Here is a 15,216-nt window from a genome sequence, read left to right as displayed (position 1 = left end):
TTTTCACCCAGTGGTCGGGATGACGGCCGCATGTGCGGTGTCCTGCCCGCACATGGGGACGGCAGGCCGGCCACTGGCCTCCTTGGCCCACTCATCCGGTGTTCGGTAGCCCAACGACGAATGATACGGATTCCGTTTGTTTCGCCGACAATCCGGGACTTCACCGGATTGCCGGCTCCACGTCCGGAACCCGTTTTGCTCCCACTCGCTTCGCTCGGATTGAACGGGCTTTGCAGCCCATTCAATCGGAGTCCGTATTACGCTATCTCTGCCTGAGTGTGGCCTGCTTCTTCCTCTGCCATGTTGAGCACCTTGACCAAACAGCGTCGGACCAAGAGGAGACCTCTTGGCCCGACTGGGGTGCACTGGCTGGTCAGGTCAGGATGAAATGTGTCGGCTGGGTGCGGCTTTTTGAGCTGGAAAGAGAAATGGAACGGATTTTATTCGTCTGGGACGGCACTCGCCAGCATACGGCTTAAAACTGAAAGATGTCAGAAGACAGAAAACCATCCGTGAACAGGACCAGTCTATGAGGATCAGCGAGGCGTTCTTTGGCCTGAACGAGCAATGACCGCGTCAGGGTAGCCGTGCGCTCGCCGACCTCACCGCCCTGAACCACGACCCGTCCCCCGACTGGTCCTTCGAGCACCTCTGGATGAACGCATGACCCGCACCCTGAACACTCGCAAAGGCCCCCTGCACTTCCCCGCGTTCGTGCCCGTCACGACCTTCGGCGAGAAGTACCCCCTCGACGACCTGATCCGCCCCTACCTGCCCCGGCTCGCACCCGCGGTCATGGTCAGCGCGTTCTTCCTGCAAGACGCGCGGGAAGCGCCGGACCTGAGCGTGCCGTTGCTCGTGGACTCCGGCGGGTTCGCCAGTGTCTTCACGGCCGCCACCGTGACCCGCACCCGCGCGGGACTCGGCGTGATCGACTGCCAGGGTCGGCGCATAACACCCAGCAGCGTCCTGGAACTGCAGGAACGCGTCGCGGACGTCGGCTTCACCCTGGACCTGCTCATTCCCCCCGGTCTGCCCACCCGCGACGCCCGGCGCTATCACGCCCTGACGCGCGCCAACGCGCTGTGGGCCCTGCACAACCGCCGCCGCACCGACCTGCCCCTGTACGGGGTCGTGCAGGGCTGGGACGCGCAGGCCGCCGCGGAGCTCGCGCAGGAGTACCGGGAGGCTGGATTCGAAGGAGTCGCCATCGGGGGGCTCGTCCTACGCATGTCCCAACCAGACATGGTGGACGACGTGATCCGGGCTGTCCGCGCCGCAGCTGGTGACCTGCCCATCCACGCCTTCGGGATCGGCCACCCGGACCACGTCGGGCGGGTCTCGCGGCTCGGCGTGGACAGCGTGGATTCCAGTTCCTACGTGAAGTACGCCGCGGACGGCCGTCTCTACTCGGCCCCGCAGGTCCGGCACGCCCACCTCACCCCGCACGAACGCGTTCACCTGGCCCTGTGCAACCTCGCGGCGGCCATCGGCGCGTCCCTCCCACTCCCCACTGCCCGCTTCAGCACGCTCACCACCCGCACCTTGCAGCGGTGAGCCCCTCACCCTGCCGGGGGTTCTTACCCGCAGGCAGAAGGGATGTGCAAGACTCTGCCAGGCGCAGACTGCGCCCACCCCCCGGGCCTGTAATGCCGCACAGGTCCCAAGGAGCTCCCATGAACAAGTACTCCGGCGTATCCTGGATCTCCCCTCCTTCCAGGTGGGAGGCGCACGGCGCCCCACCTGACGGTCCCGCAGGACCTCGCCCCGCCACGAAACGAGACGGTTTCGCGCCCGGGCGCTGCCCCCCTCAGGGACCCACCGGCTAGAGCGACCACGAACGCTCCGCCCGACGTCAGCCCCGACTGACCTGCACACCGTTGAACGGTGGCAGGCACCCGACTGACGTGTGCACATCAACATCACGGCCGCGTCGTCACGCTGCTCTGATCTCTCCGGCTTCCCGGCCCCTGGGATCCGCCGCCCTCTCGTCACTCCCCTTCCTGCTGGAGGGGCCCGTGGCGATTCGGGCCGGATCGTCCCACGCGCGCTGGAGTCGCTTCACCCGAAAGGTTTCCCATGACTCAACGCACCACCCTGCTGACCATCCTGATCTCCGTCTACATCGGCGCGGAACTCGTCAGTAACGTCACCGCCGGTCGCCTCGTGCAGCTCGGCTCCCTGGTCTTTCCCGGCGCGATCTTCCTGTACTCCCTGACCTTCACCCTTAGGGACGCCATCCACACCGCGGGGGGCTGGACGGCCGCCAAGGCGGTCCTGTGGGGCGGTTTCGCCGCCAACGCGCTGCTCGCCGCCTACGGTCTACTCGTCAATGCCCTTCCGAAACCCGGATTCTTCCAGGACGACGCCTATCAGGTGGTCTTCGGTTCCACGGTCCGCGTGGTCCTGGCGAGCCTGGCCGCGTACCTGATCAGCACGGCCCTCGACGCCCTGATCTTCGAGCGTCTGCGTCACCGTGGGGTCACCGTGCAGGTCATCGCGTCGAACGCCGTGAGCACCACCCTGGATACCATCGTGTTCATCACGCTGGCCTTTGCCGGGACCGGCGCGCCCCTGCTGAACCTGATGCTCGGGCAGATCATCCTGAAGATGCTGATCAGCCTTCTGCTTATTCCCCTGGTTCGCTGGGTGCGAACCCAGGTCAGTGAGCCGCAGGAGCCCGCCCTCACCACCGCACCCGCAGGAGTCCGCTGATGCCTTGGAAACTGAGTTCGGAGTTCACGTTCGATTCGGCACATGTGATCACCGGCTACGACGGGCCGTGCGGGAGACTGCACGGGCACACGTACCGCGTCCGGCTGGAACTCACCAGTGAGAAACTCCGCCCGAGTGCGCACGTCAAGCGGGCCATCATGGTCGCGGACTTCAAGACCCTCAAATGGGCGAAGAAGGACGTGGACGCCGGCGGCCTGGACCACGCATACCTGAACGACATCCCGGAACTCGGGGACGACACGACCGCCGAGGTCGTCGCCGCGTACATTCACCGCCACACCATGAAGCGCGTGCGCGCCGACCTGCCCGACGGGGACGACGGCGCAGACCTGCGCCTGCACGTGACGCTCTGGGAGACACCCGACAGCTCCTGCGAGTACTGGGAGTGAGGGCGTGAACCGGATTCCGTCTGTTCCATTTGCACCTCGGCACCCCATCGAGGTCCAAATTCCACGCCCGGAATCCGCTGGGCTCCTTCTCACATCCGCTCGACTGGAACGGTTCTGGCGAACCATTCCAGCGGAGCAACAATGAAGTACCCGGTGTACGAGCGGTTCTACACCTGGCAGGGCGAGGGGGTTCACCTGGGCCGCGCGGCGTACTTCATCCGCCTGTACGGCTGCCCGCAGGCCTGCCCCTGGTGCGACAGTGCCGGCACGTGGCACCGCGACTACCGCCCGGACGGCGTGACCCTCATGAGTGCCGATGAACTGGCCGATGTGGTGCGGGCCGAGAGTCCAGAGGGCGCGGTGGTGGTGGTCACGGGGGGCGAGCCGATCCTGTTCGACCTCGCGCCCCTGACGGACGCCCTGCACGCGCTGGGCCGCCGGGTGCACATCGAGACGAGCGGGATCGCACCGCTGCGGGGTGAACTGGACTGGGTGACGCTGTCGCCCAAACCGTTCGGGCAGCCCCCGCTGCCGGAAGTCGTGGTACTCGCGGACGAGGTGAAGATCATCGTCCACGAACCCGGTGATATTCAGGCGGGCCTGGACACCCTGACCGGCCTGCCGGACGGGGCGGTGATCTGGCTGCACCCGGAGTGGAGCCGGGCCCGCGAGCGGGATCTGACTGTGCTGAACGGCATCACGCAGGCGGTGAAGGAGAACCCGCGCCTGCGGGCCGGGTACCAGATGCACAAGCTGTACCGCGCCGACGACCTCGACGCGCACAGTGACAAGCGCCTCATCCCCCTCGGTGGGAACGCGGAACTTGGGTACTGAAAGGCTGTTGGTGCAGTGAGAGTGATCTCTCAGGCAGGACTTAGTTGTTCAGGTGTAGAACAGGCCTCTCCCGAAGGGAGAGGCCTTCAGAGCCTTCCATTCACTATTAACCTCGGAGAATCAACATGACAAATCAGAATAAGAGGGCAGTGGTGCTGCTGTCGGGCGGGCTGGATTCGAGCACGGTGCTGGGCATGGCGACGCGGGACGGGTATGCGTGTACGGCGTTGTCGTTCCGGTACGGGCAGCGGCACACGGTGGAACTGGAGCGGGCAGCGACGGTCGCGGCGCACTTCGGAGCCGTGCACCGGGTGATCGACATCAATATCGGGTCGTTCGGGGGGAGTGCCCTGACGGACGAGTCGATGGCCGTGCCGACGGACGGGACGGAGGACGGCGTGATTCCGCCGACGTACGTGCCGGGGCGCAACACGGTCTTTATTGCCGTGGGTCTGAGTCTGGCCGAGGCGATCGACGCGGAGCGGGTGTTCCTGGGGATCAACGCGGTGGATTACAGCGGGTACCCGGACTGCCGGCCGGAGTATCTCTCGGCGTACCAGACGCTGGCGGACCTGGCGACGAAGGCGGGCCTGGAGGGGCGCGGGGCGGTACTGACAGCGCCGCTGGCGGAGATGACGAAGGCGGACATCGTGCGCGAGGCGCTGGCGGTGGGCGTGCCGATCGACGTGACCTGGAGTTGCTACCAGGGGGGCGAGGAGCCGTGCGGGGTGTGCGATTCATGCCGCATCCGCGATAAGGCGCTGATCGAGGCGGGCCGCCCGGACCTCGCCACCCGCTACGCCCAGGCGCAGGACGGTATACAAGAGTAAGTATGCCCAAGTACCCAAGCTTGTTAGTCATCAGTTCTTGTACGGGCGCAAAGCTATACAAACCGCCAAATCAACTTGTGATAGAGGATTTCCGCAAGGGAGGAGATCACCTTCGGGCTCGTGAGCAAGAGTTGGCGGAGTACCGAACTTCAGCCAAGCGCTTATACACGGGTGCGCAGCACCAACAGGTCTCCCGAGCTTTTGATATTCTCTCGAAGATCAAAGGTGTTGTCAGTCGGCTGGAAATCATCTCAGCCGGTTATGGCTTAATCGATCAGTATAAATTTATTGCCCCCTACGAAACGTCTTTCAACGAATTAAAAAGCCGGGAAGTCTTAGACTGGAGTAAGCAGCTGGGCATCCACGAGGCCCTGAATGCAAGAATAAAGTCTTATGATATTGTCATTTTCCTGCTCGGCGAGAATTATCTGAAGTCGGCCCTTCTCCCACTGCAGAGTCGTCCAGATCAAAGCTTCATTTTTCTGGCCAGTGGCGGGAGTGCCGCCATTCTTCCCGAGCATGCCGCCAAGCAGGCTGTTCTCCCTCTGGTCAATAAGGATGCACGTCGCTTCGGATACGGTATGGTTGGCCTGAAAGGCTTCTTGTTTCATCAACTCGCGCGGGCCGTCGCAGAACATCCAGAAGTGCTGCACGATTGGCACGCCGATCCTCAGAGCGCCATCACCTATCTGGAAACCTGGCAGGCGGCCCGCACGGCACCAACGCTCATGTCAGAGGCTGAGGTAGAAGCTTCAGTGCCTCCCATGCCGGTCACCACAGGTCCCAGCATTCACCGCACCGGACTGGGCTTCAACCCTCTGAACTTGAGCAGTGAAGCGTTTTACCCGAAAGCCCAGCATGAACTCGCGGTGCCTCCGCGGGCACGATTCACAGTGGTGATTAACAACCGTGACAAGCTCAAACTGACACAGGATCACGCAGGGGCGCCGTTGCCAACCCCCAAGATGGAACGCATCTGGAACTTTATTGAAACGGATCCCAGGGGGTACTTGACCTCTCTGGCGTATCACAACCCTAACAGTGATCCCTTGCCACAAACTGATGAGGGCAATATCTACGATTGCGGCGCCTGGAGTTACAAGGCAGAGCCATACCCCATCCTGAAAAAACGCAACGGACCCCTGACGCCAGAGGGCACCATGAAACTGTTTGAGGATGCAGGGGCCCGGGAAGGACGTGACATTATCGTCTCCCCGGATATGATGATCCTTGACGGTCTCGACAGTCCGCAGGTTGCGCGCGAAAAAATTGAAATCTCCTATCAGTTCGCAAGAGCCATGAAGCCCCTCGCCGGTGCGCACCGTCTCATGGCCGTCACCCACGGGTCCTTCGAGCAACGGCACGAAATGATGGAGCATTACCTGGATCTCGGGTACCGGCACATCGCCCTGGGCAGTCTCGCCCTGAAATCAAGTCGTGATCCGTACTTTGTTTACCGGTGCGTTGAAGACGCCTTACAGTACCGGGCCCAGGTGCCGGATCTGTATATTCACGTCCTGGGGGTTTCCAGTATCAAATGGGCTGCCACGCTCACACATCTGGGTGTTGACTCCTTTGACGGTTCCAGCATGTATATGTCTGCCTTCACGGCCGGATCCTTCCTTCAGTACGTCCCGGAAGACCCCAACCTCCTCAAAAAGTACCGGATTGTTGAGAACGTTCCTGGAAGCGATGAGTTACCGCCCTGCCACTGTCCTGCGTGCTCTGCCATGCGCGCCGAAGGGTGGGACACCCGGGCACAGGGTGGAACATTACGCGACCCGAGTGGCCGTCCCTACAACGGTGGCAACGAAGCGAACATGGGCCGCGCCGTTCATAACATCAACATGTACCTCCGGGCACTCCAGGACGTGCAGGCCCGTATCCTTGCCGGCGATGAAAGCCTCCTCGTTAAACGAGACCGCTATGAGGCTGCCCGGGAACGACGGGACAACCTGGAGCGGCCCATGGAACGCCTCCTGAATTAAGTACACTGCGTTTATCTTGTAGATAAACCGCGCGGAGCGCGCAGCAGAAAAAGTACGTTGGAGCGGGAATGGAGAGGTTCCGGCGCTTTGCCGGAACCTCGCAATGTTAGCTTCGACGTACTGAGCCATCCCTGGTGTTGCTCACGGTGGGCAGTCCATGAGGTCCACCATGCATTCCAGCAGGTCACTCAGAAGAACCAGACTGGCCTCCCGTGACTGCCGCGCCATCTGCACGGGTGCGTGAATGCCATGACGGCCCAGGACGGCTTCAATGCTCTGAGTCTGCGTCGCCTGCAGGCGACGGATCGAACGGGCCGTCTGCTCGGCAACATGCTGTGGCAAGGTGTCGGCGGCGTCCGCGGCCGCCGCCAGCGTACTGGCGAGATCTTCCAGATCATTCAGGTGAACGTCACTCGAATGATGCGTCTGTCGTGTGGGCAGTTGTTCAACGGGGTGCCTCTCCTGGTGAATGCGTTCAGCGCTGTCTCGGAACACCTTAACAGCGTTCATCCACTGGATCGGTTCTATTTGTTCCAGGCGTTCCCGCCACGTGCGCGCCACCGTGATCTGCACAATCGGAGGATGGTTCTTGAAGTCGCGACTGGCCTGCTGGGACTGACGCAGGACACCTGCCCACTCGCCGGACCGCCACGTGTGACTGGTCGGCGGGGCAGTGATGGTCCATCCGGCCTGATGAGCCAGACGCTCAATACGTCTGCAGGCTAGGTCCAATTCATCTGCCTGTTGAATGGCGTGTTCAAGGCTGCGTTCCACGGCCGTCCACTGGAGACGGTCTTCGTCTTGAAGGACGTATGCCTTGAGGGCTGCGGCGTATTCCACGGCGGGTTGGAGGAGTTGCGTCAACGAGAGCTTACTGCCCCGTTGCCGGTAGGGCGCCGCCGAGAGGCGTGAGAGTGAAAGCGTGGCCAGGGTATCCATGAACAGACTGGGATCGAACTGTCGGCACTCCTGTTCATAGAGCACGGGGTCCATCAGGTCGTCTCTGTGATGGAAGAGGCTCACAAATAAGCCCCGGTAGTGATCACGATTCGCCCGAAGTTCCTGGTGAGTGCGGTGTAACACGCGGTGGCGACGCTCATCCGACCAGGCCGTTCGCAGTTCTTTTGGGGCGAGATCATACTGCAAAAGGGCGCGTTTGCCATCCCCGCCGTTCATCTGCAGGGGATGGCCCTGGCAGACATGTTGACAGAGCCACCAGAGACCAAAGACCATCCTCGACCATGATTGTCCGGTGAGACGTCCGATCTGATCGCGCACGTCACTCCGGAAATCGGAGACAACATCTTCGAGAACCTGTCGCGTATGTCCCAGATCGGCAAAGCATTCTACATGGCGATTGGCGGAGAACGCATAGGTGAGGCATTCTTCAAGCAGTTGGGGCGGAAGAGTGCGGGGGAAGTGCAGGCTCGGCCAATGCTCAGGACGCACGTCACCGCTCTCGGGTAAGTAAATAGGGAGGTGATCGCCTCCGCGCGTGTACTCTAAAGGATCTGCGCTGAGCGCATTCAGACGGGGATGCTGGATAGGGCGCGGATCCAGCAGGGCCCGGAGAAGTCGTTCAATCCCGCGCTTGAGATACTGGCGTTTGGGAAAGGGAGCACCCGCAGATTGCCAGGCTTGCAGTTCACGGATGGCTTCTTTCCACAGATCTGTTGGATCATCCGCCGTCTTTCCGAAGAGCCACGTTGATCCTGTGGGATTGGGAAAACAGGGAACCGGAGGAACAGAATCATAACCGAATGCCTGCGCCACATCGTCCGGAACGTGAACACTTCCGTCCCGGACCTCACCATGCCAGTACAGCAGTCCTTGGAGTTCCGGTGGAATGTCTTGATGGTAAAAGGTAACGCTGGGCGTGCGCAAATAAGGGTGTGCCCGGAACAGAGTGACGTGGGGTGGTTCATTCAGACACAGGGAAGGTTTGATAACAGCGTCGAGTAGATTCCGTGGCGTTTGACGCGGGTTACCACTTTCGACCAGATGTGTGTATAGACGGTCGAGCATGGTGGGTGAAAACGGGTACAGGCCTGAAAACGCGGGCGAAGATCCGCCCGACTGAGCCGGCAGACAGCCCAGGTAGCGCCGGACCAGATCATGGAGATCTTGAGGTTGGTTCAGGAAAAACGTTTCTCCACTCTTGTGCGATAACTGGAACCGGGCACTGAGACGGTCACGGACATACGCCATCTCTGAAAGGTCTCCGTCGCGGTGAAGGTGGGTATCTTCAAAACCGCTGGTCAGCCCGATGACCGCGTCGAACCCTGGAGCGGAGAGATCAAAAATGTAGTCGAGGAGATCGTCACGTAAGAAGCCGAGAGTGGTGATGTCTTCCAGCAAAAGGACCGGACGTTTCCCGAGTTGGGCGGTATGTTCGGCCAGTGCACGCAGGGTGGGTTCGAGTGACTGGAGACCCAAGACTTCGCGAACGGCGCTGAACAACCAGGCCGTGAAAGGAACATCTGCGGGTGCAGGAGGCAGGTGGGGTGGCAATTCAAACGAAGCCAGCGGTTGATAGAGCCGCCGGGCGAGGTCAGGGAGAAAGGGCAGCAACTGCTCGACGTACCCCAGGCCGCGGCCTTCCCGGTGGGCGCGTAGCATGAGGTGCAGGCGAAGGTGATCCGTCAACACGTCCTGCGGCAGGTCAGTCGTCTGCCCCTGAAGGCCGGACGGTAAATGGGTGTGCAGCACATCGAGAATGCCGGTGAGATTTGCTTGCCGCCTGGAGATGTGCAGGGGTAGGTGCCGTTCACGCAACTGGTACTCCAACCACTGGCAGAGTTCAGACTTGCCACTGCCTGTTTCTCCCACGATGAACCAGACGCGATTGCTATCCAGCGGAGCAGACTGTTGAATCAGATCGAGTACTGCATGCTCACCGACAAACTGGCCATTGGAAAGACCGACGCGGTTGTGCGAGACGAGAATTCGGTTCATGCTTGTGTGTGTTAGCGTGAAGATTCGCTCGTGCTTCTGACGGGATTCGGTGGTGAAGACCTGAGCAACGTCGGCAGGATCAAAGGGAATCCACATGGGTGCCTCCGGCGGCGGCGTGAGTCCAGTGACTGATGCGACGGCCGCATAACAGCACACTGCCGACGGCGTCACTCGCGTACGTGAATGTCATGTGTCCTTGTTGTTCCAGTCGCAGGAGAGCCCGTGCAAGTCCTTCGTGAACCTCGCCTAGACGCGTGAAGACGGCGTAATAATCGCGGTGCCACGTTTCCAACAACGGGCGAACGGGGCCGCCCTGTGCAGGCAGCAGTTCTTGAAGGAGAGAGCTGGTCGGACTCAGGACCACCCGTTCCGGTGGAAGCCGGATGACCAGACCCAGGTCGTGCATGAACTGACTCCAGAAGTTGACTTTCGTATCGTTCCAGCGGAAGACCTGACCATAGGGCCCAGTCTCCATGCATTCGAGGATGCTGGAAATATCCGTGTGGACATGCCCCTGGTCGATCAATTCGTCATGAACTCCACGAAAGGCCCGCTGGGAGGTGTCTGATTGCGCGGACAGGAGATGAAGAATCGTGGCACGAAGATGCTTCGATTCATAGGGAGTGCTGAAGGTGCGGTCATCCCATGACCGTTCAGCGCTTGAAGCGAAGAGGCCCAGTGTTGTGCCAAAGCTCAGGGTTTCTTTGAGCAGACTGGCCGAGCTTGACAGGTAGTACGTCCAGTGTGGCGTTAAAGTCTCCTTGAGTGCTTTAAACGTTATGCCTGGGTGCTGTTCGATGAGCTCCTGGAGGAGAGAAAGGTCGTCATAACGGACTGGTATTCGGCCGATGAGTAAACTGCCTGCCATTCTCCCTCTCCCTCGATCTCAAGCTTGATGTGATAGTAGTTGTGAATGTAACGGGCGTATTTAGCGCGCGAGTCACTGCCTAGTAACTCTTCTGGAACTGTTCGGCACACTGGACATGTGCAGGCGAGAGGGCGAGTCAGACTGCTGTAGTAGCCTGTTTCCTGTGGAGATTCGGGCCTGCTGGATTTCTCGCTGATCAGACGGTAACGGCGGTATGGACGGGCATAGACAACGCTGCCATAGATGGCGCACCAGATGGCAGTGGCAGAGTCGCAACTGTAGATGTTGTTGATGCGTAGCCGTTGGAGAATGTGCTGTGCAGTGACGCCGAGTGCGTGGAGGGGAAGGTCGCCGGCGGCCTCCACCGCTCCTTCGAGCATAAATGGAAGGAGTTTGCGGTGGGTACGGTGGAGATTCGCGAGACCACCTATACCGATCAATTCAGGCTCAAATTGAGCCAGTTGAGAAACCACGAGGTACATCTCGTCAGGAGTGCGTGCTTGAGCGACAGTCATTCGTCGGTACCCACTCGGCAGGTCCTGCCGCATGAACCACTCGGCATTCACGAGGGTTTCATGAATACTCCGGCGTGGATCAACCTCTGGCCGCAAGAGCACATCACTGTGGGCAAGAGTGACCGTGCTCCCTGGGTACTGTTCGGCAATTTTGAGTTGATCATGCAAGGTGCGCAGGCGGTGACGATGCGTGTTACGCCGACCGTGATGGAAGGCGCCACTATCGAGCATGACCTCCTGTGGCGGGTGGAAGTCGTACCTGTACGTTGGCGAATAGGTGGTCGGCGAGACGAGCATGTGAGCGTAGGGGTCAAGTTGCGCGATTGGGAAGTCCCATGGGGTGTAGCCGCAAAAATACTTCACTCTTCCCTCCTGACTGGTCCTGATCTACCCAAACATTCGTCACACCTGCACGCCACCTATTATAATATGCATATTATAATAGGTGGCACAGTCAGATCAACTCTTGCACTGTAGGTGGAATGGCCCGCACACCTCGAACCTACCAAGCCCATGAACAACAGGCGTTGGAGTGGATGGCGGCTCAGATCCGGCAGGCACGTCAAAACTCTGGATACAGTCAGGAAGAACTTGCCGCCCGTGCCAACCTCTCGCGAAGCCACATCAGCAAAATCGAAAGTGCGCAGTACGACCCGCAGTTCACAACTCTCCTGCGACTGACTACTGCACTTAAGCTATCCATGCAAGATCTGTTACGCGGAAACGGGTAGTTGTAGTCTCCGGTTCCTCAGTACCCGACGAAATCTACTCTGGTTAAGACAAGATTGACCGGGAAGGGCGACAAGGGCGGGCCTCCTCTCCTCTGGTCACTTCTGCTCAGCGACGAGGACCGCAGCCACCTTCTCTCGTAACCCCTCACTGTCCCGCAACTCACGTAGAAGCACGTCCAGTACCATCTCCTGCGTGACGTTGAACCCCGCGTCCCGGATCTCTTTGGTGTAGTCCTCCAGCGCCTTTTTCAAGCTGGGTTTCACGCGGGTGCTCAGCGGCTTGCGTTCTTCGGGCGGGGCGACTGGCGGCAGGTTCAACCGGCGCGGCCCTTCAGTGATGGGTGGTGTGGGCTGTTCTTTCAGCTCTGGTGTCTGGGGCGCCGTGCGCAGCGGAGGGGTTTCCGGTTGCGGTTCGGCCTGCCCCATCATCTTGCGGATGCTGCTCATGCGGGCACCTCCTGCGGCAGCAGGGTCTGAATCTCCTTCCACAACTTGTCGTAATGCCACCACTTCACGCGGTCCGGGCGGTTGCCTTTTGCCAGGGCGTACTGCTTGCTGTACGGAATGGTGGCGGCCGCGATCTGTGCGTCCGGCAGTTCAGTCTGGATGGCACTGATCGTGTCGCGCGTCACCGCTGGCATCGTCCCTGCGTGGTTCACGACGATCAGGTGATGCAACTTCGGATTGGCCCGCAGTGGCAGGCGCATCAGGTGGTACGTCTCGACCAACTGGGGTACGTCCCCTGACCCGATGTGCAGGGGCATCAGCACCAGGTCACTCTCACTCATGGCCTGCACGATGCCGTGCTTATCCCCGGGGGGCGTGTCGATGAACACGAAATCAAAGGCGCTGCTCTCCCGGATATCCCGCAGCAGCGGATCGAGCTCGTCCGCCGTGATGCGGTCACAGGCGAACGTCTCGCTGCCCAGTTCAGCCGCCGTGAACCACTGATGGGCGCTCGGCGTGCTGTCCATGTCGATCAGGGCCACGCGGGCCCCGGACTGCGCAGCGAAACTGGCCAGGGGCACGATGGTCGAGGTTTTCCCGGCACCGCCCTTCTTCATGACGGCGCTGATCACGACAGGAGACATTCTGGCTGACATGCCTGCCATCATGCCGTCTCAACAGACGGAAAGACAACAATCAGGCTTGAAAGTTATCTTTCAATGCATCATGAAAGTAGGCATGAAAGAATGATTTCCCTCTGGATTTCTGTCATGAGCGAAATCAAGTTCACTTTCCTGTCTGATGGATTGCTGATCCGAACCCCTTCCACGCCGTTCTGGACACCAGATCCCGGTACGGCTGGCCTTGGATGTGACGTGGACTCCCAGCAGGTCATGGCTGACTTGAATGTAGAGCAACTCTTGTTCATCCCAACATTCCAGGATGATCAGGGCTCAGGGCACTTACGGCTCAGCAACCTCATCGGTGTGCGGTTGCCCGAAGCGTCCCAGGAGCTTTCAGGAATCCTGCTGATCGGCTGCTGCAAGAAGTTCCAGACGCTTCAAGATCAGCCCTTCCCGGGCTTGACTCGCCGGGTCGGGCAGCAGGTGATAGGAGATGGTGTCCGTAAATGCGGGGGTCACCAGCAGTTCGCGGGCCGCCTGAGCCAGAAACGCCTTGAGCTCACGGTCACTCTGCCTGACCTCGTCGACCACTTCAGGCCGCCCATCAAGGACAGAGACGACGTCGCTGATGTCATGGCTGAGGCCGTACTCACCCTCACCGCGGCCCTCGAAGGCCACCAGTTTGGTAGCGAGGAAATAGGGGGCCGTGATGGTTCGCACCTGGAGACCGTCCGCCAGGTTCAGGGTCTCGGCGTGCTCCATCGCGGGGAGGTACCAGGGGTTACTGAAGCCCAGCACCTGCTCGTCGGTTGGCATCACATCGAGGATCAGATCGCCGTTGCGGAACCGGCAGATCGGTGCGCCTTCAGTCGTGTCCTCGAAGAAGCCCTGCCCGTTCAGTGACTCGGTCAACCGGTTGTACCCGGCCCGGGTGATCTTGACGATGGCGTCGATATCCAGGGTTTCGCGCACGTCAGCGGCTGCGGCGTCGGTGATGAAGAGGGCGGTGGTACTGCCGCCGACGAAGACCATCTGCTGCGCGAGTGGACCGAGGCGGCGCACAGTCTCGGTGAGCCGCTCAATGTTCGCTGCGCTGCTCATGACACGACCGGGATCTGCAGGCGCTCGTCCAGAAGCTTGCCGGCCAACTGGCGTTCGCGGGTGCTTCCGCTCCGCAGGGCATCGACCAGCGCGAGCCATTCGTAGAGTGCTGGGTCCTGACGGGCGGCGAAGGGCACCGAGCGGTAGAGGGGGGCCAGGGCTTGACCACGGACGGTGCCTTCAGGGTCGGGCCAGATGGGGGGCGGGTCGCTGCCCTGAGCGATATGGGCGTTCAGTGGTGGCGCGGCGTAGGCGGTCGGCATGCCGCGGGTGAGTTCGCCCCGCACGGCGGGGAGGAAATAGGGGACACCGTACCGGAGAACCTCACGGACGGCTGACCGGATGGGGGAGACGTCGCTCTTGACGAGTCGGGACTGCTTGAGTCGTTTGAGTCCGGCGTGCACTTCGGACGAGCTCATGCCCAGGCTTCCTGAAAGCTGCGCGTGCGAGGTATACCCCGACTGAAGGAGCTTGAGGAGAATCAGAAGATCCTGGGGTTTGAGCATGGTCTCAGTATATTCGCTGTTCGCGAATCGCGAACAGCGAATGGAAGATCTGGAGGCAATGTGGTGAGAGAGGACCGGCACCCGGTGAAGTGCTCATGCCACTCGTTCGGGAAAACCCCTGATGGGGGTACGGATTGCTGAGATCCTGCTTACGCTGTAGCCGGCCCCGTGGGACCTGCAATTCGGACGTGGAGCGGACTGCGAACCTGACTGGGACGGAAGGGAGCCCATCTCAGGTGAGGCGTTTCCAGTCCGGTGGATGGGTGCCGGCTCAGCAGCGAACTGACCGTCCATAGGAGATAAATTTCACACTAAGGAATATTAGTGTCAACTCAATCTTTTCCTTAAGCAGCACCCAAGACCCCCCCACAGTTCCCGCCGCCCCCTTCCTGGCCTTCCTGTAAGGCCGCCCTAGAAGACCCGCCAGAACAGCGTTTTCGCGATTTTTCACCGGAATTCGCAGAAAAAGAGCCCAAAAAAGTGCATCTTTGTCGAAAAACACGACTTCGGATTGCGCTGTTTGGGGCACTCATGTGAGGCATCATGTACTGACAAACGCGGTCACGATCGTATCTGATGAGCTGCCACGACCGCGCGAATCGCAAACAGATGCAGTGGCTACGAGAAGTTCCGCAGACTGACACTGACCGGCTTCCCGAAAGTCAGCGGGAAGGGCCCGCGGAGACTGCTCTT

13 protein-coding genes are annotated in these 15,216 nt (G+C 60.6%); 6 read left to right on the top strand and 7 right to left on the bottom strand.

Annotated elements, in window-relative coordinates; translation table 11 throughout:
- Positions 1-663: 663 nt before the first annotated feature.
- The 6 genes from BXU09_RS18745 (at position 664) to BXU09_RS18720 (ending at position 6,777) form a co-directional block, all read left to right on the top strand.
- The gene (locus BXU09_RS18745) at positions 664-1,557 is read left to right on the top strand and encodes a tRNA-guanine transglycosylase (RefSeq protein ID WP_078305844.1); all 894 of its coding nucleotides are present in this window, start codon (positions 664-666) and stop codon (positions 1,555-1,557) included.
- Between the two features lie 522 nt (positions 1,558-2,079).
- Complete coding sequence (locus BXU09_RS18740) at positions 2,080-2,715, top strand: queuosine precursor transporter (RefSeq protein WP_078305843.1); 636 nt, start codon at positions 2,080-2,082, stop codon at positions 2,713-2,715.
- The gene (locus tag BXU09_RS18735) at positions 2,715-3,125 is read left to right on the top strand and encodes a 6-carboxytetrahydropterin synthase (RefSeq protein ID WP_078305842.1); all 411 of its coding nucleotides are present in this window, start codon (positions 2,715-2,717) and stop codon (positions 3,123-3,125) included. The genes BXU09_RS18740 and BXU09_RS18735 overlap by 1 nt, the downstream gene beginning before the upstream one ends.
- Before the next feature lie 141 nt (positions 3,126-3,266).
- Complete coding sequence (locus tag BXU09_RS18730) at positions 3,267-3,959, top strand: 7-carboxy-7-deazaguanine synthase QueE (protein ID WP_078305841.1); 693 nt, start codon at positions 3,267-3,269, stop codon at positions 3,957-3,959.
- 125 nt (positions 3,960-4,084) lie between these two features.
- A complete protein-coding gene (gene queC / locus BXU09_RS18725) occupies positions 4,085-4,789 on the top strand; it encodes a 7-cyano-7-deazaguanine synthase QueC (RefSeq protein ID WP_078305840.1) in 705 nt (234 codons plus the stop codon).
- Between the two features lie 2 nt (positions 4,790-4,791).
- Positions 4,792-6,777: a DUF6884 domain-containing protein gene (locus BXU09_RS18720; protein WP_078305839.1), complete on the top strand. Its 1,986-nt coding sequence runs from the start codon at positions 4,792-4,794 to the stop codon at positions 6,775-6,777.
- A gap of 141 nt (positions 6,778-6,918) precedes the next feature.
- Here the strand turns inward: BXU09_RS18720 and BXU09_RS20635 are convergent, their stop codons facing one another.
- From BXU09_RS20635 to BXU09_RS18685, 7 genes are all read right to left on the bottom strand, one after another.
- Positions 6,919-9,828, bottom strand: a complete 2,910-nt coding sequence (locus BXU09_RS20635; RefSeq protein ID WP_144012402.1) for a hypothetical protein — start codon at positions 9,826-9,828, stop codon at positions 6,919-6,921.
- Positions 9,812-10,600: a hypothetical protein gene (locus BXU09_RS20630; RefSeq protein WP_144012401.1), complete on the bottom strand. Its 789-nt coding sequence runs from the start codon at positions 10,598-10,600 to the stop codon at positions 9,812-9,814. The genes BXU09_RS20635 and BXU09_RS20630 overlap by 17 nt, the downstream gene beginning before the upstream one ends.
- Complete coding sequence (locus tag BXU09_RS20625) at positions 10,510-11,478, bottom strand: hypothetical protein (RefSeq protein WP_144012400.1); 969 nt, start codon at positions 11,476-11,478, stop codon at positions 10,510-10,512. Before BXU09_RS20625 ends, BXU09_RS20630 begins: the two co-directional genes overlap by 91 nt.
- 464 nt (positions 11,479-11,942) lie before the next feature.
- Complete coding sequence (locus tag BXU09_RS18700) at positions 11,943-12,293, bottom strand: hypothetical protein (protein ID WP_078305835.1); 351 nt, start codon at positions 12,291-12,293, stop codon at positions 11,943-11,945.
- Positions 12,290-12,949 (bottom strand): ParA family protein, encoded by a 660-nt coding sequence (locus BXU09_RS18695; protein WP_168174679.1) that lies wholly within the window; start codon positions 12,947-12,949, stop codon positions 12,290-12,292. Before BXU09_RS18695 ends, BXU09_RS18700 begins: the two co-directional genes overlap by 4 nt.
- A 360-nt stretch (positions 12,950-13,309) precedes the next feature.
- On the bottom strand, positions 13,310-14,017 hold the full coding sequence (locus BXU09_RS18690) for a hypothetical protein (protein WP_078305833.1): 708 nt from the start codon (positions 14,015-14,017) through the stop codon (positions 13,310-13,312).
- On the bottom strand, positions 14,014-14,523 hold the full coding sequence (locus BXU09_RS18685; protein WP_078305832.1) for a hypothetical protein: 510 nt from the start codon (positions 14,521-14,523) through the stop codon (positions 14,014-14,016). Before BXU09_RS18685 ends, BXU09_RS18690 begins: the two co-directional genes overlap by 4 nt.
- Positions 14,524-15,216 lie beyond the last annotated feature (693 nt).

It is taken from the genome of Deinococcus sp. LM3 (genome assembly GCF_002017875.1).
Lineage (GTDB): Bacteria > Deinococcota > Deinococci > Deinococcales > Deinococcaceae > Deinococcus.
The sequence above is the reverse complement of the archived record's forward strand: the minus strand, read 5'-3'. Positions and strand labels throughout refer to the sequence as shown.

Coding starts and splice junctions, on each gene's coding strand:
- queC (WP_078305840.1), top strand. CDS start 4,085: ATGACAAATCAGAATAAGAGGGCAGTGGTGCTGCTGTCGGGCGGGCTG.
- BXU09_RS18735 (WP_078305842.1), top strand. CDS start 2,715: ATGCCTTGGAAACTGAGTTCGGAGTTCACGTTCGATTCGGCACATGTG.
- BXU09_RS20635 (WP_144012402.1), bottom strand. CDS start 9,828: ATGTGGATTCCCTTTGATCCTGCCGACGTTGCTCAGGTCTTCACCACC.
- BXU09_RS18720 (WP_078305839.1), top strand. CDS start 4,792: ATGCCCAAGTACCCAAGCTTGTTAGTCATCAGTTCTTGTACGGGCGCA.
- BXU09_RS18700 (WP_078305835.1), bottom strand. CDS start 12,293: ATGAGCAGCATCCGCAAGATGATGGGGCAGGCCGAACCGCAACCGGAA.
- BXU09_RS18745 (WP_078305844.1), top strand. CDS start 664: ATGACCCGCACCCTGAACACTCGCAAAGGCCCCCTGCACTTCCCCGCG.
- BXU09_RS18685 (WP_078305832.1), bottom strand. CDS start 14,523: ATGCTCAAACCCCAGGATCTTCTGATTCTCCTCAAGCTCCTTCAGTCG.
- BXU09_RS20630 (WP_144012401.1), bottom strand. CDS start 10,600: ATGGCAGGCAGTTTACTCATCGGCCGAATACCAGTCCGTTATGACGAC.
- BXU09_RS18740 (WP_078305843.1), top strand. CDS start 2,080: ATGACTCAACGCACCACCCTGCTGACCATCCTGATCTCCGTCTACATC.
- BXU09_RS18730 (WP_078305841.1), top strand. CDS start 3,267: ATGAAGTACCCGGTGTACGAGCGGTTCTACACCTGGCAGGGCGAGGGG.
- BXU09_RS18690 (WP_078305833.1), bottom strand. CDS start 14,017: ATGAGCAGCGCAGCGAACATTGAGCGGCTCACCGAGACTGTGCGCCGC.
- BXU09_RS18695 (WP_168174679.1), bottom strand. CDS start 12,949: ATGTCAGCCAGAATGTCTCCTGTCGTGATCAGCGCCGTCATGAAGAAG.